Origin of the sequence: Paraoerskovia sediminicola (assembly GCF_030296575.1) — a bacterium.
Lineage (GTDB): Bacteria > Actinomycetota > Actinomycetes > Actinomycetales > Cellulomonadaceae > Paraoerskovia > Paraoerskovia sediminicola.
In genome coordinates this window covers 1373101-1393848 of record NZ_AP027729.1, presented here as the reverse complement: position 1 = coordinate 1393848, position 20748 = coordinate 1373101, and the positions used below count along the sequence as shown (strand labels likewise).

The 20748-nt window shown below is 70.8% G+C and carries 12 protein-coding genes and 4 pseudogenes; 8 read left to right on the top strand and 8 right to left on the bottom strand.

The features are described from left to right. The first annotated feature begins 74 nt into the window (after window positions 1-74). Window positions 75-1831: pseudogene (locus QUE47_RS06585) on the top strand (GMC oxidoreductase). Between the two features lie 130 nt (window positions 1832-1961). Here the strand turns inward: QUE47_RS06585 and QUE47_RS17375 are convergent. After that, a pseudogene (locus QUE47_RS17375) lies at window positions 1962-2087 on the bottom strand (DUF8730 family Cys-rich protein); the annotation flags it as partial. 98 nt (window positions 2088-2185) lie between these two features. On the opposite strand from QUE47_RS17375, the gene QUE47_RS06580 reads away from it, so the two are divergent. Together QUE47_RS06580 and QUE47_RS06575 are read left to right on the top strand one after the other, a co-directional pair. Beyond that, window positions 2186-3922 (top strand): FAD-dependent oxidoreductase, encoded by a 1737-nt coding sequence (locus tag QUE47_RS06580; RefSeq protein ID WP_286219093.1) that lies wholly within the window; start codon window positions 2186-2188, stop codon window positions 3920-3922. Window positions 3923-3960: 38 nt separating this feature from the next. Then, complete coding sequence (locus QUE47_RS06575) at window positions 3961-4230, top strand: metal-sensitive transcriptional regulator (RefSeq protein WP_286219415.1); 270 nt, start codon at window positions 3961-3963, stop codon at window positions 4228-4230. Between the two features lie 40 nt (window positions 4231-4270). Here the strand turns inward: QUE47_RS06575 and QUE47_RS06570 are convergent, their stop codons facing one another. The 7 genes and pseudogenes from QUE47_RS06570 to QUE47_RS06545 all read right to left on the bottom strand — a co-directional run bounded on the left by QUE47_RS06570 (window position 4271) and on the right by QUE47_RS06545 (window position 10002). After that, entirely contained in the window at window positions 4271-4939 is a 669-nt protein-coding gene (locus QUE47_RS06570; protein WP_286219092.1) for a PP2C family protein-serine/threonine phosphatase, read from the bottom strand. Window positions 4940-5196: 257 nt separating this feature from the next. Continuing rightward, window positions 5197-6159: pseudogene (locus tag QUE47_RS06565) on the bottom strand (PAS domain-containing protein); the annotation flags it as partial. Between the two features lie 161 nt (window positions 6160-6320). Beyond that, window positions 6321-7655 carry an MFS transporter gene (locus QUE47_RS06560; protein WP_350227692.1) on the bottom strand — a complete coding sequence of 445 codons (1335 nt, stop codon included), beginning with the start codon at window positions 7653-7655 and terminating at the stop codon, window positions 6321-6323. Window positions 7656-7821: 166 nt separating this feature from the next. After that, a complete protein-coding gene (locus tag QUE47_RS06555) occupies window positions 7822-8625 on the bottom strand; it encodes a hypothetical protein (RefSeq protein WP_286219091.1) in 804 nt (267 codons plus the stop codon). Continuing rightward, entirely contained in the window at window positions 8622-8753 is a 132-nt protein-coding gene (locus QUE47_RS06550) for a hypothetical protein (RefSeq protein ID WP_286219090.1), read from the bottom strand. Before QUE47_RS06550 ends, QUE47_RS06555 begins: the two co-directional genes overlap by 4 nt. Window positions 8754-9016: 263 nt before the next feature. Further along, window positions 9017-9622 (bottom strand): annotated as a pseudogene (locus QUE47_RS16705) (NosD domain-containing protein); the annotation flags it as partial. Window positions 9623-9633: 11 nt separating this feature from the next. Next, a complete protein-coding gene (locus QUE47_RS06545; protein ID WP_286219089.1) occupies window positions 9634-10002 on the bottom strand; it encodes a hypothetical protein in 369 nt (122 codons plus the stop codon). 660 nt (window positions 10003-10662) lie between these two features. Here QUE47_RS06545 and QUE47_RS06540 point away from each other — a divergent pair. From QUE47_RS06540 to QUE47_RS06525, 5 genes are all read left to right on the top strand, one after another. Beyond that, window positions 10663-11286 (top strand): Dyp-type peroxidase, encoded by a 624-nt coding sequence (locus QUE47_RS06540; RefSeq protein ID WP_286219088.1) that lies wholly within the window; start codon window positions 10663-10665, stop codon window positions 11284-11286. Beyond that, entirely contained in the window at window positions 11211-11381 is a 171-nt protein-coding gene (locus tag QUE47_RS16700) for a hypothetical protein (protein ID WP_350227691.1), read from the top strand. Before QUE47_RS06540 ends, QUE47_RS16700 begins: the two co-directional genes overlap by 76 nt. A gap of 156 nt (window positions 11382-11537) precedes the next feature. Then, window positions 11538-12749 carry an SdrD B-like domain-containing protein gene (locus QUE47_RS06535; protein WP_286219087.1) on the top strand — a complete coding sequence of 404 codons (1212 nt, stop codon included), beginning with the start codon at window positions 11538-11540 and terminating at the stop codon, window positions 12747-12749. Between the two features lie 29 nt (window positions 12750-12778). Beyond that, window positions 12779-16939: a DUF5979 domain-containing protein gene (locus QUE47_RS06530; RefSeq protein ID WP_286219086.1), complete on the top strand. Its 4161-nt coding sequence runs from the start codon at window positions 12779-12781 to the stop codon at window positions 16937-16939. Between the two features lie 303 nt (window positions 16940-17242). After that, complete coding sequence (locus QUE47_RS06525; RefSeq protein ID WP_286219085.1) at window positions 17243-20599, top strand: DUF5979 domain-containing protein; 3357 nt, start codon at window positions 17243-17245, stop codon at window positions 20597-20599. The last annotated feature ends 149 nt before the right edge of the window (window positions 20600-20748 follow it).

The window sequence follows — 20748 nt, the reverse complement described above, 5'->3', positions numbered from 1 at the left end:
CACCTCATTCCCGGCGCCTCCTGGGCGCTCGCCCAGCGCTGCGACCCGCCACCGAACGGTCGTACCCTTCACGCATGCCTCCACGCGGGCCTTCAGACACGAGCGACGACGCCGACCGGGCTGGAGAACACTTCGACCACGACGTCGTGGTGGTCGGCTCGGGGTTCGGCGGCTCGGTCGCGGCGCTGCGCCTCGCCGAGAAGGGCTACCGGGTGGTGGTCCTGGAGGCCGGACGCCGGTGGTCGCGGGAGGACCTGCCCCGCACCTCCTGGGACGTGCGCAAGTTCCTGTGGGCGCCCGCGCTCGGCTGCTACGGGATCCAGCGGATCCACCTGCTCGACGACGTCGTCGTCCTCGCGGGGGCAGGCGTCGGGGGCGGGTCGCTCAACTACGCGAACACCCTCTACGAGCCTCCGCCGGCGTACTTCGCCGACCCCCGGTGGGCGTCGATCACCGACTGGCGCGCCGAGCTCGCACCCCACTACGCCACGGCTCGGCGCATGCTGGGCGTGACCACCAACCCGCACATGACGCCGTCCGACACCGTGCTGCGCGGGGTCGCCGACGACCTCGGGGTCGGGTCGAGCTTCCGGCTCACGCCCGTGGGCGTGTTCTTCGGGTCGGACGACGTCCCTCCCGGGACGCAGGTCGACGACCCCTACTTCGGTGGGGAGGGTCCGCGACGGGCGAGCTGCACGCAGTGCGGCTCGTGCATGACGGGATGCCGGGTCGGCGCGAAGAACACCCTCGACCTGAACTACCTGTACCTGGCGGAGCGTCGCGGGGCGCAGGTGCGACCGATGACCACCGTGACCGACGTGCGACCCCTCGGGTCGGGCGCGGGCGGCCCGTCGACCGGAGCGGCGGGGGAGCAGGGCTGGGAGGTCTCGGTACGGGGGACGGGGACCTCGGGCCGTCGCGCCCGCGACCGGCAGACCCTCACCGCGCAGCACGTCGTCCTCGCCGCCGGCACGTACGGCACGCAGAGCCTGCTGCACCGCATGAAGGCCGTCGGGGCCCTGCCGCACCTGTCCGACCGCCTCGGCGTCCTGACCCGCACGAACTCGGAGTCGCTCCTCGGCGCGAAGGCACCCGCGCGCGGAGCCGACGGCGCACGCCCGGACTTCACGCGCGGCGTCGCGATCACGTCGTCGATCCACCCCGAGGCCGACACCCACGTCGAGCCCGTCCGCTACGGGCGGGGAGCAACCTGATGGGACTGCTCCAGACCGTGCTCAGCGACGGCGGCGAGCCAGGACCGCGCTGGCGCTCCTGGCTGCGGGCGATGGTGTCGAGCCCGCGCAACGCCACCTGGTTCTCGGTGCGCCGGTGGTCGGAGCGGACGATCATCCTGCTCGTCATGCAGACCCTCGACAACTCGATCACAGTCTCGGGTCGGCGCTCGCGGACGGGCCGGTTCCGGCTGCGGTCGGAGCCGGGGCACGGCGAGCCGAACCCGACCTGGATCCCGGTGGCGAACGACGTCGCACGCCGCGTCGCCGCGAAGATCGGCGGGGTCGCCGGGGGCGCTGTCGGGGACATCGCGGACGTGCCGATGACGGCCCACTTCCTCGGCGGCTGCACGATCGGTGAGTCGCTCGCCACCGGGGTTGTCGACCCGTACCACCGCGTCCACGGGTACACCGGGCTGCACGTCGTCGACGGGTCGACGATCTCGGCCAACCTGGGCGTCAACCCCTCCTTGACGATCACGGCTCAGGCGGAGCGGGCGATGTCGTTGTGGCCGCGCCAGGGAGACGTCGACGTACGACCTGGGATGGGTCAGGTGTACATGAGGCTCGACCCTGTCCCGGCGGGCGGCAGCGCGTAGCCGGGACGCCGGATCAGCGTCCGAGCAGGCGGGCGAGGAACGATCCGCGGGTCGGGCGGTCTCCGGTCGACAGCGTGCCCGGGGCCTTCCCCGATGCAGTGGAAGGTGACGTGCCAGACGACGTCGCGCGGCTCGAGCTCTCGTGGCCGGCGCAGCGCTGCGCCTTGGGTACGTCGCGCATGACAGCGTCGACGTGCTGGCCGCACCCGGCCCACGTGGTGCGGCCGCACGTCGTGCAGGTCACTGCTCGGCACATCTGGTCCTCCTTGCGGGCGGTGTGGCCCGTGTCTCGGCGATGATCTCGCTCACCACTATACCCCCGGGGGTATAGTGGTGAGGAACCAGGAGGTCCCCATGAAGATCGTCATCGTCGGCGGAGTCGCCGCCGGCATGTCTGCCGCCACCCGTCTGCGTCGTCTGTCCGAGGACGCCGAGATCGTCGTCCTCGAGGCCGGCCCGCACGTGTCGTTCGCCAACTGCGGACTGCCGTACTACGCGGGCGGCGTCATCGAGGAGCGTGACGCGCTGCTCCTGCAGAGCCCGGAGAGCCTCGCCGCACGGTTCGGCCTCGACGTCCGGGTCCTCAGTCGGGTGAGCTCCGTCGACACCGCGGGGCGGACCGTCACCGTGCAGGGGCCGGACGGCGTCGCGTACGTCGAGAGCTACGACGAGCTGGTCCTGAGCCCGGGCGCCCGCCCGGTCGTCCCGAACGTCCCGGGCAGCGAGCGGATGCACGTGCTGCGCGACGTCACGGACGTGGACGGGCTCGTCACGGCAATCCGAGGAGCGAGGACCGCCGTGGTGGTCGGCGCAGGGTTCATCGGCGTCGAGGTCGCCGAGAACCTCGTCCGCCGCGGACTCGCGGTGACGCTGGTGGAGCTCGGCGACCAGGTCCTGGCCCCGCTCGACCCCGAGCTGGCCGTCCGCGTCCAGGACCGGTTGGAGTCGAACGGCGTCGCCGTGCGCGTCGGTGCGCAGGTCGTGGCGGTCGGCGAGCAGCACGTGGAGCTCGCGGACACCCAGGGCACGTCGCTCGGTGACGTCGACGCCGACCTCGTGCTCGCAGCGATCGGTGTCGTCCCCGAGACCGCGCTCGCCCGGGACGCCGGGATCGCGGTCGCCGACGGATCGACGGGCGCGCGCGGCGGCGTCCTCGTCGACGCCGACCTCCGCACGAGCGCACCGCACGTCTACGCGGTGGGGGACGCCGCCGTGAAGCGGGACGCGCTCGCCGCCCCGCACCGCACCGACGTCCCGGGCGACGCGACGACGACAGGGTGGGTTCCGCCGTCCGACACCGTGCTGATCCCCCTGGCCAACCTGGCGAACCGGCACGGGCGCCACGTCGCCGACGTGATCATGGGTCGCCGGTCGGGACACCGACCGGCGCAGGGTACGGCGATCGTCGGGGTCTTCGGGCTGACGGCCGCCTCGACCGGCCGCTCCGAGAAGAGGCTGCGCGCGGAGGGGCGCGACCACCGGGTCGTGCACACCCACCCCGTCCAGCACGCCGGGTACTACCCGGGCGCCGTGCCCATGGCGCTCAAGCTCCTGATCGACCCCGCGACCGACGCGATCCTCGGCGCCCAGGGCGTCGGCGAGGACGGGGTGGACAAGCGGATCGACGTGATCGCGACCGCGATGGCCGGGGGACTGACGGCGTCCGACCTCATGGACCTCGAGCTCGCCTACGCGCCCGCGTACGGGTCGGCGAAGGACCCGGTGAACATGCTCGGGTACGTCGCCGACAACCTCGTCACGGGCACGGTGCGGACCGTCCAGTGGCACGAGCTCGACGCGCTGGACGGCGCCCTGGTCGTGGACGTGCGGACCCCGGCGGAGCACTCCCGCGGCACCGTCCGGACGGCGGCGGGACCCGCGCTGAACCTCCCGCTCGACGAGCTGCGGTCCCGGCACGGCGAGATCCCGCCCGGCGCGCGCGTCGTCGTCCACTGCCAGGTCGGCCAACGAGGCCACACCGCGGCCCGGCTGCTCACCGAGCTGGGGCACGACGTCGTCAACCTCGACGGCGGCTACCTGACCTGGCGGGACGGTGCACGCGCCGTACGATCGCCGGTACCTGCGGCGTGAGCACCACGACCGGAGAACGCGAGAGAGAGGGGCTCCCGGTGACGGCGAGCGAGGAGTCGAGGACCGCCGTGCTCAAGCGGCTGCGCCGCGCGCAGGGCCAGCTCGGAGGCGTGATCGCGATGATCGAGGACGGCCGCGGCTGCCGCGACGTCGTGACCCAGCTCGCGGCGGTGTCCAAGGCGCTCGATCGTGCCGGGTTCAAGATCGTCGCCACGTCCCTGCAGGAGTGCATGACCAGCGAGGACGGCCGCAGCGACGACGACCTCTCGTCCGAGGAGCTCGAGAAGCTGTTCCTCGCGCTGGCCTGAGCCAGCGCCCGTCGCGGGTCGGACGGCGGTCGGCCTGCAGTCAGGAGTTGGTGGCCGGAGGGTTCGACCCGGCGTTCCGGACTATCAGGACGCACAGGTCGTCCTCCAGCCGGTCCGCCGTCATGGCGGGGACGATCGTCGCGAGCATGTCGTCCGCCCCCGTGCCCGGCGGGATCGTCGAGATCACCTGGAGCAGCTCCTCGAGGCCCTCGCGCTGGCCGCGGTCGCGGCGCTCGAGGAGACCGTCCGTGTAGAGGACGAGCGTCGCGCCTGCGGGGATATCGATGCTCGCCTCCGGACCGGCGCCTGCCTCCGCTTCTGCCTCAGCCTCTGTGTCGGCACCTGCGTCGGGACCTGCACGGTCCGGCTCGGGGCTCGTGCCGCCGAACCCGCCGCGCGGCGGGTTCGCGATGCCGACGGGCGTCGACAGCGCACCCTCGAGGAGCTGGACCGAGCCGTCCGCGGCGATCAGCAGAGGCGGCAGGTGACCGGCGCGGGCGTACGTGGCCGTACGGGCGCCGTCCGCGTCGTCCACAGGGGACAGGTCGATGTACACGCAGCTCGCGACGTCCGCCATCCCGAGACCACCGACGAGCCCGTCGAGGCTGTCGAGGACCTCGCGCGGCGACCCGCCGGACCAGGCGCGGGAGCGCAGCACCGAGCGCAGCTGGCCCATCGAGGCTGCGGCCCGGATGTCGTGCCCGACCACGTCGCCCACCGCGATCCCGACGTCGCCCCCGGGAGCGGGATCACGTCGTACCAGTCCCCGCCCACGGCGGCGCGGGCCGACGCGGGCAGGTACGAGGCCGCGCAGTCGAGGCCCGGCACCTCGGGCAGCACGGGCAGCATGCTGCGCTGCAGCGTCACCGCTCGGTCGTGCTCGGCCGCGAAGAGCCGGGCGTTGTCGAGGGCGAGCCCCGCGCGGGCGCCCAGTGCGGTGATGTCGCGGACGTCGTCCCGGTCGAACGCGTCGCGGCTCCCGGAGACGATGGTCAGCATGCCCAGGGCGCGGTCGCGTCCGCGCAGCGGCACCAGGATCGAGGTGCCGACGCCGAGGGCCAGCAACGCCTCGTGCTCCCACCGCTCCGTGCGCTCCGGGAGGCGGCCCAGGTCGTTGGCGTACGGGGCGGGGAGGTAGTCGTTCCCGGCCGCGAGGACGTGGTTGATCATCGGCGAACGCTCGAGCCAGGTGGTGCTCCGGGTCAGGGTCTCGACCGCGGCGGCCTTCGTCGGGTCCAGCGGATCGGCGGACGCGATGTGGGTCGTGGTCTGCCGGCCGGTGTCGTCCACGACGGTCACGAAGCACCAGTCGCCGAAGTGGGGTGCGACGAGCCGAGGCAGCAGCTCGGCGCCGGCCGAGTCGTCGAACAGCTCGAGCAGCTGCTGGGTGATCGTGGCGAGGAGCCGCAGCCGGTCGTTCTGCTGCTCCGCGGAACGGAGCCTACGCACCTTGGCGACGTCCTCGCGGACCCGTGAGGTCACGTCCGCCTGGATCCCGACGTGGTGCGTCGTGCGACCCTCGTCGTCGAGGACGGGGGAGATGACGACCTGGTTCCAGAACGGGGTGCCGTCCCGGCGCACGTTGAGCAGCGTCTCGGCGCTCGTGCGGTTCTCGGCGAGGGCGTCGCGGATGCGCTGGAGGGCGTCGGCGTCCGTCGCGGCCGACTGGAGGAACCGGCAGTTGCGGCCCAGCACCTCGTCCGCGCGATACCCGGTGACCCGCTCGAACGCCGGGTTCACCCAGATCAGCGGGTTGTCGGGGAGCGTCGGGTCGGAGATCGTGAACGACAGGTCGCTGGCGTTCGCGGCCCGGCGCTGGATGTCCGCGGGCAGGTTCGCAGGAAGACCGGCGGGTGGGGCCACCGGGACGTCTGCATACGTGTCTGCGATCGCGGGTGGTGCCTGCGACGGGGCAGGGGACTGGGTCATGAGGTCCTCAGGTCGTGCTCCACCTGCAGCCGTGCTCTCGACCATCGGTGCCGACCCCGCGGGGCCGTTCCGGGGATTCTTGCCGACGAGGACGCCGTTTGTCCACATCGTGGATGGCGGGGCGCATGAGCGGCCGGTACGACGCTCGGCGGGAAGGCTGCTCAGCCGGCCGGCCGGTCCGCCGTCCGCTCGATCTCGACAGGCACGTCGCCTGCCGTTCGCGCCCCGAACCGGGTGAAGCAGACGGCGACGGCGGCATAGGCGACCGCCAGCAGCCCGAACACGACCCGCGAGTACCCGGTGTCGGGGAGGGTGAACGCGGCGAGGGCGGCAGCGCCCACGAACGCGGCGTTGTAGAGCATGTCGTACAGGGAGAACGCACGCCCGCGGAAGCCGTCGACGGTGTCACGCTGGACGATGGTGTCGACGGCGATCTTGGTCCCCTGGGCGGCCAGGCCGAGGAACACGGCCCCGACGAGCATGGTCGCCTGCGTGAGGGTGACCGTGAGCAGCGCCTGGCTGAGCGCGGCGACGAGGAGCATCAGGCCGATCCACCGGTGGGGCCCGGTGCGGGGACTGAGCGTCGGGGTGAGGACGACGGCGAGCGCGAACCCTGCTGCCGACGCCCCGAGGATCGTGCCGAAGGTCGCGAGGCCCGCCTGCGTGTCGGACGGGTCGGCGAGGAGGTTCCTCGCGATGAGGATGCTCGCGACGAACGTGACGCCGTAGATGAACCGGTGGACCCCCATGACGAGCAGGGCCTGGCCCGGGGTGCGTCGCACCCAGACGTAGCGGGCGCCGTCCACGAGGCCGCGGGCCACGCGGACCAGCTCGTTGCGGACATCCGCCGGCGAGCTGACCCGCAGCGGACCGAGCTGGTCCTTGCCCAGCCGCAGCGCGAGGAGCGACGCCGTGCCGAAGACCGCCGTCGCGATGAACAGGGACATCGCGTCCTTGGTGCGCCCGGGCTCGAGGAGCAGCCCGAGGACGAGGCCGATCCCGCCGCCGAGCCCGGCGGCGACCGCGCCCAGGGTGGGGGCCAGCGAGTTGGCGGTCAGCAGCAGCGGCCCGTCGACGACGCGTGGTTGCGCCGCCGAGAGGGCGGCGAGCAGGAACCTGTTGACCGAGAGGTTCACGAGCGCCAGGACGTAGATCCACGGCCCGACGCCCGAGGTCAGCATGATGAGGGCGATCGTCAGCGTGAGCCCGACCCGGACGGCGTTGCCGACGACGAGCACCTGGCGTCGTCTCCACCGGTCGAGGAACACGCCCGCCCAGGGGCCGACGATCGTGAACGGGGCGAGCAGGACCGCGAACGCCACCGCCACGTCGGCTGCGGTGCCCTGGGACTCCGGGGAGAAGAAGAACAGCGTCGCGAGCCCGACCTGGAACATCCCGTCGCCGGCCTGGGAGACCAGCCGGACGGTGAAGAGTCGCCGGAACCCCTGGAGGCGGAGCAGCTGGCGGAGCTCGCGGGCGACGGACACGCGGGTCATCCTCCCACCTGCCGGTGTCGTGTCCGCCCGGCCGCGCCGTCACCGGTCGCCGTGCCTGTCGTCGTGCGGGTCGTCATGCCGACCGTCACGCCTGGCGTCGCGCGGTGGTCACGCCCTGGCGTCGCGCTGGTCGTCACCCTGCTCGTGACCCTCGACCCCGGCCTGGTCAGCCCAGGGCGGGGATCAGCGGGATCTCGGCGGGGTCCTCGGCCGGTGTCAGGGAGATCTCGACGAGGTCGTCGCGGCCCACGTCGGCGGTGACGTGGTGCAGGACGCCGCGCTCGTCGACGGAGTACCGGATCGCCCCGGTGTTGGTCCCGTCGCTCCCGGGGGCGGTGAACACGTCCGCCTCGACGTCGTCGTAGGTCTCGGTACCGACCCACTCGGCGCCGTTCTGCAGCAGGAGCTGCGCGTTCTCGGGTCGGTCGGACGCGAGCGAGAGGATCACGGCCAGGATCGCGTCGAGGGGGTCCTCGGGCACGAGTGCGGCGGGTTGCCAGCCGTCGGCGGGCGGCGGGTCCGGGAGGGTCGAGCCGTCCACGGCGGGGTCGTCCTCGGCGAGCGGGACCAGTGCCTTGCCGGCCTGCGTCCACTGGAGCAGGGCGTGCTGCGGTGGATCGTCGCCGGTGGTGACCTGTGCGTACGCCTCGTGGGCCTGCATGTCTGCCGTGCCGTCGAGCTCGAGGACCTGGCCCTCGACCGGGATCGATGCCGTGAGGTCGACGTACCGCTCGTCGTAGACGTTGAAGCGGGCGACCGCGAGCCGGTCGGCCTCGGCCTGGGTGACGGGCCGGGCGGTGGCGGACGGCGCAGGCGAGCTCTCGGTGTCGCCGTCGCTCGGGGTGCACGCGCCGAGCGTCAGCGTGAGGGCGAACGCGGCCGCGGCCGCGACTCCGGCCCTGGCCCTGGCCCTGGCCCTGGCCCCCGCCACCGACACGCGCCGTCCGGCCCGGGGTGCACCGCGCGTCACGAGCGGGTCCGGTCGGCGAGCAGGTCCGCGGAGGGCACGTCGATGCTGTCGATCTCCACGACCGGCGCCTCGGCGGGGAGCCCGGCCGCGTCGTCCGGCATGGTCGGCTGCGGGGGCGGTGCGCCCACGTCGCGGAACGAGATGCCGGGCGGGGCCTCCAGGGGGTGAGCGTGGCGCCGGGTGCCTGCGCGCTGCCGGAGCCTGAGTCGCCACCGCCGCACGGCCACAGCTCGAGCAGGTCGGTGGGCACCGTGGTCGACAGCTCGTTGCCCTCCGCACAGTTGCCCTGCCCGGGGGACCGCTCGCTCGCCGTGTACGCGAGGTCGACGCCGTTGGCCGACGCGACGTTGCCCTCGAAGCGGTTGTCGTCCGGGGTGATGTCCTCGATCGACGCGAGCACCATCCCGGCGAGCGGGTTGCCCTCGACCCGGTTGCGCGCGACGAGGTCCTCCTTGCCGCCGGTCACCACGATGCCGAGGCCGAACGCGCCGTTCGCCTCGGAGGGTGTCCGTGCCTCGGAGTTGTCGCCGACGACGTTGCCCACGAACCGGGTCCCGTGCTGGGGCACGAACGCCTCCTGGTAGTCCGACAGGATCGACGCCCCCACCCGGTTGTCGGTGAACCTGTTGCCGACCGCGTCCACGGAGTCGCTCGCGTTCGTCTGCTCGTAGCCGACCGCGTTGAACTCGGCGACGTTGCCCCGCACGACGATCTGGCAGTCCTGGCACTGGCCCACGTAGAAGCCCGAGTCCGCGTGGCCCGACGCGTAGCTGTCCTCGATGACGCCGTCGTTCGCGTCGAACGCGTAGACGCCGTAGAGCCCGTTGTTCGCGGCCGTCACGTAACGGACGGCGAACCCCTCGAGCGGCGGGAACTCCTCGGGGTCGAGCCGGGTGTACCCGGAGCTGCCGCTCGCGATCCCGCCGTCCTCGGTCAGCCCGGTGACGAGCACCCCGTTGAGGTTGTGGTTGCGGACGGTCAGGTTCTCGACCGTCACGCCGGGGGCGGTCACGACGACCCCGTTGCCGCGGATCTGCCCCCGTCGATCACGACGTCGTTCCGGTCGGTGCCGCGCAGCGTGATGCCGGCGGTCGTGATGGCCACGGACTCCTCGTACACGCCCGGCCCGACCTCGACCGTGTCGCCCTCGGCCGCGAGGTCGACGCCACCCTGGATCGTGTCGGCGTCACCGGGGACGGTGACGACCCCATCGCCGGTCGTGCTCGAACCAGAGCCCGTGCCGGAGCCCGTGCCGGTCGTGCCGGACGGCACCGCATCGCCCGTCGACGACCCGTCGCCCGAGCATGCCCCAAGGGACAGGGTCGCCGCGGCGGCGAGCACGACGAGCGCGGCGCGGACGGGAGACCGGTGGACCATGGCCGCGACGATACCTGCGGCACTGCGCGAACTACCCTCGCTCCATGGACACCGGGACGCAGGCCGACGACGGCCTGCCTGTGGACGAGGGACGGCGACCCGCCGGGCCTTCCGACGCTCCCCGGACACGAGCGACCCGGACGCCGACCGCAGCCCCAGCCGACGGCAGTTCCTCACCCGGACCTTCGCCGCCGGCGCGGTCGGCGCCGTCGGCGGGTTCGTCCTCGGGCGTGACGTCGGGGTGCGCAGCGGTGACGCAGGAGCGTCGGGCGACGCCGCGGCGTCCGACACCAGCAGCACGCAGGGCGACCCGGACGCCGGTGGCGAGGCCCCGTCGGCCGCCGTCGTCGAGGCGCGCGGCGAGCGCCAGGCCGGCGTCGACCGGCCCGCGACCCTCCAGCGACAGCTCGAGATCGTCGTGCTCGACGTCGAGACGGCGGCACTGCCCGCGGCCCTCGACGCCCTCGGGGAGCGCATCTCGGACCTCGCCACCGGGCAGGACCCCGCGCTCGCCGGCCTCGGCCCCGCCCGGCTGACGGTGACCGTCGGGGTCGGGAGCGAGATCGTCCGCGCCTCGCTCGGGTCGGGCGCCCCGGCGTCCGACCCGCTCCCCGACTTCGCGCGCGACGAGATCCCCCGACCCACTCCGGCGGGGACCTGGTGCTGCAGATCAGGTCGGACGACGGCGTCGTCGTCGCACTCGCCCGTGACACCCTGCTGCGCGACCTCGCAGCGAGCTGCGGCGCGACCGAGAGATGGCGGGCCGCGGGCTTCGTGCCCGCGCTCGAGGGCGGGCCGGCGAACCGGAACATCGTCGGCTTCCACGACGGGCTGTCGATCCCGCGCACCGCCGCCGACGTCGACGAGGCCGTATGGCTCGACGGCGTCGACACGGGCACAGGGACCGTGGCCGGCCCGGCGGGAGCCACGACCATGGTGGTGCGGCAGATGCCCGTCGACACTGCAGCGTTCACGGCGCTCGCGGTCGAGCGGCAGAACGAGATCGTCGGGCGCGACCGCGACACGGGCGCGCCGTTGTCCGGTGGCGTCGCGCTCGACGACCCCGACATCGGCGCCAAGGACGAGACCGGGCAGGTGCTGATCCCGCTGGACGCGCACGTCCGCAGGGCGCACCCCTGCCCGCGGGCCTCGACACCCTCATGCTGCGGCGCAGCTACTCGTTCTCCGACGCGAGCGAGCACGGGCTCGTGTTCGTCGCCTTCCAGCGTGACCTGGATACGTTCGTCCGGACCCAGCAGCGGCTCGACGAGAGCGATGCCCTGATGGAGCTCACCAGGACGACCGCCTCGGGGTCATTCCTGGTCCTGCCAGGGTTTTCTGACGATCAGCGACTCGGTGACGCGATCCGGGGTGGATAGGTCGCCCTCTGGCCACGTAGCCGCGCCATCGTCGTCGAATCGTTACCTGGTTGTCAGTGTTCGCGTGGCAGGTTCGCTGCGCCCCTGCCAATCTTTCGACAGGGACAGTCGCTGACCGTGCCTGACCGGTCCGCGCCGCAGACGTCGAGGAGCACCATGGCCAGGAGCACGAACCCGCGCGCAGCGAGGCAGAGCAAGACCTCGCAGCGCCTCGCCGCGCTCGTCGGGAGCGTCGCTCTCGTCGCAGCGCCCCTCGTCGTCGCGCCCGTCGCGGTGCTCCCGGCCGCTGCTGTCGACGGCAGCGTGTCCGGCACCGTGTTCCACGACTTCAACTCGAACGGGATCCTCGACCCAGACCCGGGCGACCCCGCGCTGCCGCGGGACCGGGGCTTCGCCGGTGTGACGGTTACCGCCTACGACCGCGACGACTCCGCCGTCGGAACGACGACCTCCGGCGCCGACGGTACGTATACGGTCGCCGTGACCGGCGCCGACACCGATGCGCTCCGCATCGAGTTCACCGACCTCCCCCAGGGCTACTTCCCGTCCTTCTCGGTCCTCGGCGCCTCCGCCGGCGAGTCCGGCAGCAACGTGCAGCTGGTCGACGTCGGCGCGACGGACGTCGACTTCGGCGTGAACGTGCCCGACGAGTACTCCGTGGCAGGGGCCGACACCCCGGTCGCGACGTCGCTCGCGTACGCCGGGCAGCGGCAGTACCAGGTCAACCCGAACAACCCGGAGCAGGGCGTCTCGCTGGCCGCGTGGCCCTGGCAGACCGCGGCGACGTCCCCGGGTGCCGCGAACGACTTCAACTTCGTGAATAACGGGGCGTACCCCGGGCCGTACTTCGGCCTGCCCGAGAGCCGCACCCCGCTCGCGACCTTCGACGAGACCGGCGGCATCTGGGGCACGGCGGCCCAGGGCTCGACGGGAGACCTCTTCGCCGCGGCGGTGCTCCGACGACAGGTCGACCTCGGGCCCGGCGGGCTCGCGACGGTCTACCGGGTGCCGGACGTCTACGACCCCGCGACGGGGCTGATCGGGTCTCCCGGTCCGATCGAGACCTGGCTCAACCTCGGGCCCGCCCTGACGGCCGATGGCCAGAACGGCGTGCCGAACGACGTGCCCGGCCTCGGCATCGACTTCGGGACCTTCGACGCGACGTACGCGGGCCGCGGCGGGTTCATCCGCCCGCAGGACCCGGCTGCCGACACCGCCGCCTACACCGGCGTCGGGACGCTCGGCATCGGTGGCGTGGCTGTGAGTGCCGACCAGACCAAGCTCTACGTGATGAACCTCCACCTGCGCGAGATCGAGGTCATCGACATCGCGAGCAAGACGCTGGACCAGTCGATCCCCTCGGGCTGACCGCCGCGGACCGGCCGTGGGCGCTGACGGTGGCCCACGGACAGATCCTCGTCGGCTACGTCGAGAACGCGACCGCGACGGACATCGGTGACGTGAACGCCGTCGTCCGCGCCGTACCGACGGGCGACCCGTCGGGCCTTGCGGACCCGGCGTCGGAGGTCCTGCGGATCGACGACCTGAGCTACCAGAAGGGCGCGGCCTTCAACAGTTGCGCCCTCGCCCAGCAGGCACACACGTGTCAGTGGCACCCGTGGCGCGACACGTTCGACCCCACGGAGATGGGCATCGACAGCCCGACCGACCTGAGCCTCGCCTGGCCGCAGCCGATGCTCACGGACCTGTCGTTCACGTCCGACGGCGAGCTGGTCGTCGGGTTCTCGGACCGATTCGGCTTCCAGCTCGGCTACAACAACGTCGCACCGTTCAACCCAGTGGCGGGGACGGTGTACGAAGCATTCGCGTCCGGAGACACCTTGATCGCCGCACCATCGGCGTCGGGGACGTTCACGCTCGAGAACGACGGTGTCGTGGGCGGCAAGACGTCGGCCGCGACGTCGTCGTCGGCCAACGACCCGCTCACACCCCAGGGCCCGGGTGGCCGCGAGTTCTTCCACGACACGAACACGTTTGCCGGTCCTGTCACGCGGCGCGGCGAGCACCAGGAGATCTCGACGGGCGGGCTCGCCAGCCTCCCGGGCGCGGACCAGATCCTCTCCACCGGCTACGACACCGTCAGCGAGTTCCGCACGAACGGCTTCTCCTGGTACGACACCACGGGCGGCGCGACCGCCGGTGACTCGCAGCGCGGTCGGATGGTCGAGATGCCCATCGAGGGCGCCCTGGCGAAGGCCGGCGGGCTCGGTGACGTCGCCGCACTGCTCCCGCTCGCACCGCTGCAGATCGGCAACGTCGTCTGGTTCGACGCCGACCAGGACGGCATCCAGGATGCCGACGAGCCGCCCCTGCCGGGCGTCGTCGTCCGACTGCTCGACCCACAGGGTACGGAGCTCGCCACCAAGACCACGGACGCGAACGGGCAGTACTACTTCGCGACGAACGAGGGCGTCACCGGGTTCACGCCGAACGGTGGCGACTACACGGTCGAGTTCGTGAAGCCCACGACGGGCGACGTCGACTTCGGTGGGGACACGCGGTTCGGCACCGTGCCGTGGGCCGCGGTGATCTTCACCCAGCAGGACGTCGGCGACCCGACAACCTCACCGCGGGACGACATCGTCGACTCCGACGCCGACCCCGCGAACGGTCAGGTGACCTACACGGCCGGCAACCCCGGGGAGAACGACCCGAACATCGACGCGGGCTTCGTCGCCTCCACCGCGGTGTTCATCGAGAAGCAGCTCGGGCAGGGCTCGCTGCCCGTCGAACCGACCACGTCTTTCCTGATCGACGTCGAGGCACGGGACTTCCGCCAGGACCCGCTCGACCTCCAGGGTCAGGACACCGTGAGCGTCGCGGCGGGTAGCTCGACGCGCATACCCATCTCTCCGGCGACACCAGGCCTCCTGCCCGCGGGCTCGGAGGTGCAGGTGAGCGAGGCTCCGGATCCCAACTTCGACGTCGTCGTCTCGCCGTCCGGGTGGAACCTCGTCCCCGTCGGGACCGACGACGCGTCGTACGCCACGGTCACGGTGACGAACACCCGGGTCGAGTCCACCGGTTTCGAGATCGCGAAGGACCTGACGGACCCCGAAGGCCTGGTGGGTAGCGAGACGTTCTCCGGTACCTGGACGTGCACCGACGGCACGCACGCCGACGCCACCGGCACGTGGTCGACGACGGGGGCCGGCACGTTCACCGTCCCCGACGACACCGCCGACCCGGACGCGACCTCGGCCTCCCTGTGGGTCGGCATGACCTGCACGGTCACGGAGACCACCCCGACCGGTGGTGACGGGACCTGGGAGCCGCCGACGATCGGGGCCGACGTGACCCTTGGTGTCGACGCCACCGACACGGTCCCGGTCGTCACCGTCAGCAACGAGTTCGTCGCGGAGTCGACGGACTTCCAGATCACCAAGTCACTCACCGACAGCGCCGGCCTGGTGCCCTCGGGCACGCAGTTCGCGGGTACCTGGAGCTGCACCTATCCCGACGCTGCGACGGAGGTCGACGACGGCACGTGGACGCTCGCAGCTGGGGGCACGGTCACGATCTCGACGGACTCGCCCGTGGGATCCGTCTGCACGGTGACCGAGACTGCGCCGGGGGACGTCCCCGGCGGCACGTGGGAGACCCCGACCATCAGCCCCGCGAGCGTGACCCTCGGCGCGACAGGCAACAACGATCCGGTCGAGGTCGTCACGGTCAGCAACACGTTCACGCCGACCCCGACCGGCTTCGACATCACCAAGGCCCTGACCGACGACGAGCAGGTCGTCGACCCCGACCTCGACTACACGGGCACCTGGGAGTGCGTCGACCCGGCGAACCCCGGGACGGTCTACGACGACGGGACCTGGACCGTGAAGGCGGGCGAGACGACGACCATCACACCGAACGCCCCGGTCGGCGCCCAGTGCAACGTCGTCGAGACGCCGCCTGCCGACGTTCCGGGCGACGGCACCTGGGAGCCGCCGACGATCATGCCGTCGAGCGTCATCCTCGGAGTCGCGGCGAACAGCCCGAACCCCGAGGTGACGGTGACCAACGAGTTCATCGCTACCTCGACCGGCTTCGCGATCACCAAGGACCTCACCGACCCGTACAACGTGGTCCCTGCGGGGACGACGTTCACCGGGACCTGGTCGTGCGAGGCGCCCGACGGCAGCGACGCGGGCTCCGGCACCTGGACCCTCGCCGCGGGCGACAGCACCGCAACCCTCGCCGTGGACGCCCCGGTCGGTTCCGTGTGCACCGTCACGGAGGACGCGCCTGCGGGCCTCCCCGACGGCAGCTGGGAGACCCCGACGATCTCGGGCACGGTGACCCTGGGGGTGGCCGCGAACAACGACCCCCTCCCGATCGTCACCGTGAGCAACGAGTTCACCGCGGACACGGCCGGGTTCTCGATCACGAAGAACGTCACCGACCCGTTCGGGGCGGTGCCGCTCGACCTCGAGTTCACGGGCAGCTGGGAGTGCACCTACCCCGACGCCTCGACCGTGGTCGGTTCGGGCACCTGGACGCTCGAGGACGGCGACGACGTGACCTTGGGGACGGGCCTGCCGGTCGGTTCGGTGTGCACCGTGACGGAGGACCAGCCGGCCGACATCCCCGGTGACGGCACCTGGGAGCAGCCAGTGATCTCCGGAACGGTCACGCTCGAGGCCGCGGGCAACAACCCGGTCCCGGTCCCTGTCACGGTCACCAACTCGTTCCTCGCAGATGCGACGCCGTTCGATATCACCAAGGCGCTCGTGGACGACGAGGGCCTCGTGGACCCGTCCGTCACCTACGCGGGCACCTGGAGCTGCGTCGACGGCAACGGGGCTCAGGTGGCGTCGGGGACCTGGTCCCTGGTCGCCGGCGACACGACGAGGATCACGACGAATGCCCCCATCGGCTCGGAGTGCACCGTCGTCGAGACGGCTCCCGTGCAGCAGCCTGACGGTACGTGGGAGACACCGGACATCTCCGGTACGGTCACCCTCGGGCTCGAGGCGACGGACCCCGTCGAGGTCGTCACGGTCACGAACACCTTCACGCCGGACGCCACGGGCTTCAAGATCGAGAAGGTCCTCGTCGACGACGGTGGGGTCGTCCCCTCGGGGACGACGTTCACCGGTGACTGGGTGTGTGTGGCGCCCGACGGGAGCGACGCGGGCTCCGGAACGTGGACGCTCACCGGTGGCGGCACGACGGTCGTGCTGGCCGACGACGTCCCGGTCGGTTCCGAGTGCACCGTGACGGAGGACACGCCGGCCGACGTCGATGGTGGCTCGTGGGAGCAGCCGACGATCTCGGGCGGCGTGACCCTCGCGGCCACGGGGACGGACCCGACGGTCCCGGTCGTCTCGGTCACCAACACGTTCACGCCGGTGACCCCGACGCCGACACCCACCCCGACACCGACGACGCCTCCGACCACACCGACGACTCCGTCCACCCCGACGACCCCGGACCTCCCGGTCACGGGTGCGCAGGTCGCGTCGATCGGCGCCCTCGCCCTGCTGCTGCTCGGGCTCGGGACCGCCGCGGTGCTGACGACCCGTCGGCGCCGCGAGGAGTAGACGCCTGGTCAACGTGCGGCTGATCGTCGAGGAGATCGTCGACGATCAGCCGCACGTTCGGCGTAGGTCGGCGAGCGTACAGGGCAGCTTCTATGTGAATTGCGGAAACCTGCCGTACGCCGCGGAATAGGCCACGAATCGCGCACCCCTGACCTGTCTGCGATGGTTCTCATGAGGTGTCGTCAAAGTCGATGACACGAGTATTCGAACTGCGGGGCCACTATGCATCACGCAATGTCATCGGGGCGCGGTAGGCGGCCTTCTCGGCTGTCGCGCTTCGCCGCGCTCCTAGGGTCCATCGCGTTGGTCTCCGCGCCGCTGATTGCGGTTCCGGTCATTGTTGCTCCTGCGGCATTCGCCGTCGATGCGACGGGTTTTCAGATCACGAAGGTGTTGACGGATCCGGCGGGTGTGGTGCCTTCGGGGACGTCGTTCACCGGTAATTGGGAGTGCACGACAGATAGCGGGAACACGCAGCAGGGGCAGGGGTCGTGGTCGTTGGAGGCTGGTGCTTCGACGGCGACCCTGGCGGCTGGGGTGCCGGTGGGTTCGCAGTGTCGTGTGGTTGAGGATGCGCCGAGTGATGTGGCGGGTGGTTCGTGGCAGGCCCCGGTGTATTCGGGTGAGGTGACGTTGGTTGAGGATCCGGCGGTGCCGGTGATCACGGTGACGAATGAGTTCACGGCTGATCCGGTGCCGGTGGCGTCGGGTTTTCAGATTACGAAGGTGTTGACGGATCCGGCGGGTGTGGTGCCTTCGGGGACGTCGTTCACCGGTAATTGGGAGTGCACGACAGATAACGGGGGCACGCAGCAGGGGCAGGGGTCGTGGTCGTTGGAGGCTGGTGCTTCGACGGCGACCCTGGCGGCTGGGGTTGCGGTGGGTTCGCAGTGTCGTGTGGTTGAGGATGCGCCGAGTGATGTGGCGGGTGGTTCGTGGCAGGCGCCGGTGTATTCGGGTGAGGTGACGTTGGTTGAGGATCCGGCGGTGCCGGTGATCACGGTGACGAATGAGTTCACGGCTGATCCGGTGCCGGTGGCGTCGGGTTTTCAGATTACGAAGGTGTTGACGGATCCGGCGGGTGTGGTGCCTTCGGGGACGTCGTTCACCGGTAATTGGGAGTGCACGACAGATAACGGGGGCACGCAGCAGGGGCAGGGGTCGTGGTCGTTGGAGGCTGGTGCTTCGACGGCGACCCTGGCGGCTGGGGTTGCGGTGGGTTCGCAGTGTCGTGTGGTTGAGGATGCGCCGAGTGATGTGGCGGGTGGTTCGTGGCAGGCGCCGGTGTATTCGGGTGAGGTGACGTTGGTTGAGGATCCGGCGGTGCCGGTGATCACGGTGACGAATGAGTTCACGGCTGATCCGGTGCCGGTGGCGTCGGGTTTTCAGATTACGAAGGTGTTGACGGATCCGGCGGGTGTGGTGCCTTCGGGGACGTCGTTCACCGGTAATTGGGAGTGCACGACAGATAACGGGGGCACGCAGCAGGGGCAGGGGTCGTGGTCGTTGGAGGCTGGTGCTTCGACGGCGACCCTGGCGGCTGGGGTGCCGGTGGGTTCGCAGTGTCGTGTGGTTGAGGATGCGCCGAGTGATGTGGCGGGTGGTTCGTGGCAGGCCCCGGTGTATTCGGGTGAGGTGACGTTGGTTGAGGATCCGGCGGTGCCGGTGATCACGGTGACGAATGAGTTCACGGCTGATCCGGTGCCGGTGGCGTCGGGTTTTCAGATTACGAAGGTGTTGACGGATCCGGCGGGTGTGGTGCCTTCGGGGACGTCGTTCACCGGTAATTGGGAGTGCACGACAGATAACGGGGGCACGCAGCAGGGGCAGGGGTCGTGGTCGTTGGAGGCTGGTGCTTCGACGGCGACCCTGGCGGCTGGGGTTGCGGTGGGTTCGCAGTGTCGTGTGGTTGAGGATGCGCCGAGTGATGTGGCGGGTGGTTCGTGGCAGGCGCCGGTGTATTCGGGTGAGGTGACGTTGGTTGAGGATCCGGCGGTGCCGGTGATTACGGTGACGAATGAGTTCACGGCTGATCCGGTGCCGGCGTCGACGGACTTCCAGATCACCAAGTCACTTACTGACAGCGCCGGCCTGGTGCCTGCGGGCACGCAGTTCGAGGGTGCCTGGAGCTGCACCTACCCTGATGCCGCGACCGAGGTCGACGACGGCACGTGGACGCTCGCAGCCGGGGACACAGTCACGATCTCGACCGGCTCGCCCGTCGGATCCGTGTGCACGGTGACCGAGACTGCGCCGGGGGACCTCTCTGGCGGCAGCTGGGAGGCGCCCGACGTCTCGAGCACCGTCACCCTTGGTGTTGCGGCGACGGACCCCGTCGAGGTCGTCACGGTCACGAACACCTTCACGCGGGTCTCGACGACTGGTTTCCAGATCGAGAAGACGGTTGTCGATGATCGGGGTGTGATCGACCCGGACAAGGAGTTCGGTGGGGACTGGTTCTGCTCGGATGGTGTCCACACGGATGTCAGCGGTAGTTGGACTGCGACGGCGACGACTCCGTTCAAGGTCCCTGAGGACGGTCAGGCGACGCATGACCAGCTGTGGGTCGGGATGGAGTGTGACGTCTCCGAGAACACGCCGTCGACGGATCCTGGTGGTTCGTGGCAGACGCCGGTGATCAGTGGGACGGTCACGCTCGTCGAGGACACGGGTGGCAATCCCGTGCCGGTGATCACGGTGACGAACGAGTTCGTGGTGCCTTCGACGACTGGTTTCCAGATCGAGAAGACGGTTGTCGATGATCGGGGTGTGATCGACCCGGACAAGGAGTTCGGTGGGGACTGGTTCTGCTCGGATGGTGTCCACACGGATGTCAGCGGTAGTTGGACTGCGACGGCGACGACTCCGTTCAAGGTCCCTGAGGACGGTCAGGCGACGCATGACCAGCTGTGGGTCGGGATGGAGTGTGACGTCTCCGAGAACACGCCGTCGACGGATCCTGGTGGTTCGTGGCAGACGCCGGTGATCAGTGGGACGGTCACGCTCGTCGAGGACACGGGTGGCAATCCCGTGCCGGTGATCACGGTCACGAACACCTTCACGCGGGTCTCGACGACTGGTTTCCAGATCGAGAAGACGGTTGTCGATGATCGGGGTGTGATCGACCCGGACAAGGAGTTCGGTGGGGACTGGTTCTGCTCGGATGGTGTCCACACGGATGTCAGCGGTAGTTGGACTGCGACGGCGACGACTCCGTTCAAGGTCCCTGAGGACGGTCAGGCGACGCATGACCAGCTGTGGGTCGGGATGGAGTGTGACGTCTCCGAGAACACGCCGTCGACGGATCCTGGTGGTTCGTGGCAGACGCCGGTGATCAGTGGGACGGTCACGCTCGTCGAGGACACGGGTGGCAATCCCGTGCCGGTGATCACGGTGACGAACGAGTTCGTGGTGGACCCGACTCCCACGCCGACTCCCACGCCGACGCCGACTCCCACGCCGACGCCGACGCCCACGCCGACGCCGACTCCGACGTCGAGTCTGATGCCGGCGCCAGCGCCGACGTCGACAGCAAAGCCGACACCGACACCGCTCCCGATGACCGGAGCCGAGACCGGTGGGATCGCAGGCCTCTCGCTGTTGTTCCTAGGGCTTGGAACTGGTGCCGTGCTGGTAGCGCGAAAGCGTCGCGAGGTCTGATGTCCGCGTCGCCGCCGTGTTGTCGCTCGTTCAGCGACGCCGGGATCGTCGGGTGATCTCACCTTCGGTCGCGATGTCGTAGACCGAACGCCGAAGGGCCGGCACCACCTCGTGGTGGTGCCGACCCTTCGACCTGGTTGCAGCGAGCG

Coding starts and splice junctions, on each gene's coding strand:
- QUE47_RS06545 (WP_286219089.1), bottom strand. CDS start 10,002: ATGGTCCACCGGTCTCCCGTCCGCGCCGCGCTCGTCGTGCTCGCCGCC.
- QUE47_RS06580 (WP_286219093.1), top strand. CDS start 2,186: ATGAAGATCGTCATCGTCGGCGGAGTCGCCGCCGGCATGTCTGCCGCC.
- QUE47_RS06560 (WP_350227692.1), bottom strand. CDS start 7,655: ATGACCCGCGTGTCCGTCGCCCGCGAGCTCCGCCAGCTGCTCCGCCTC.
- QUE47_RS06535 (WP_286219087.1), top strand. CDS start 11,538: ATGGCCAGGAGCACGAACCCGCGCGCAGCGAGGCAGAGCAAGACCTCG.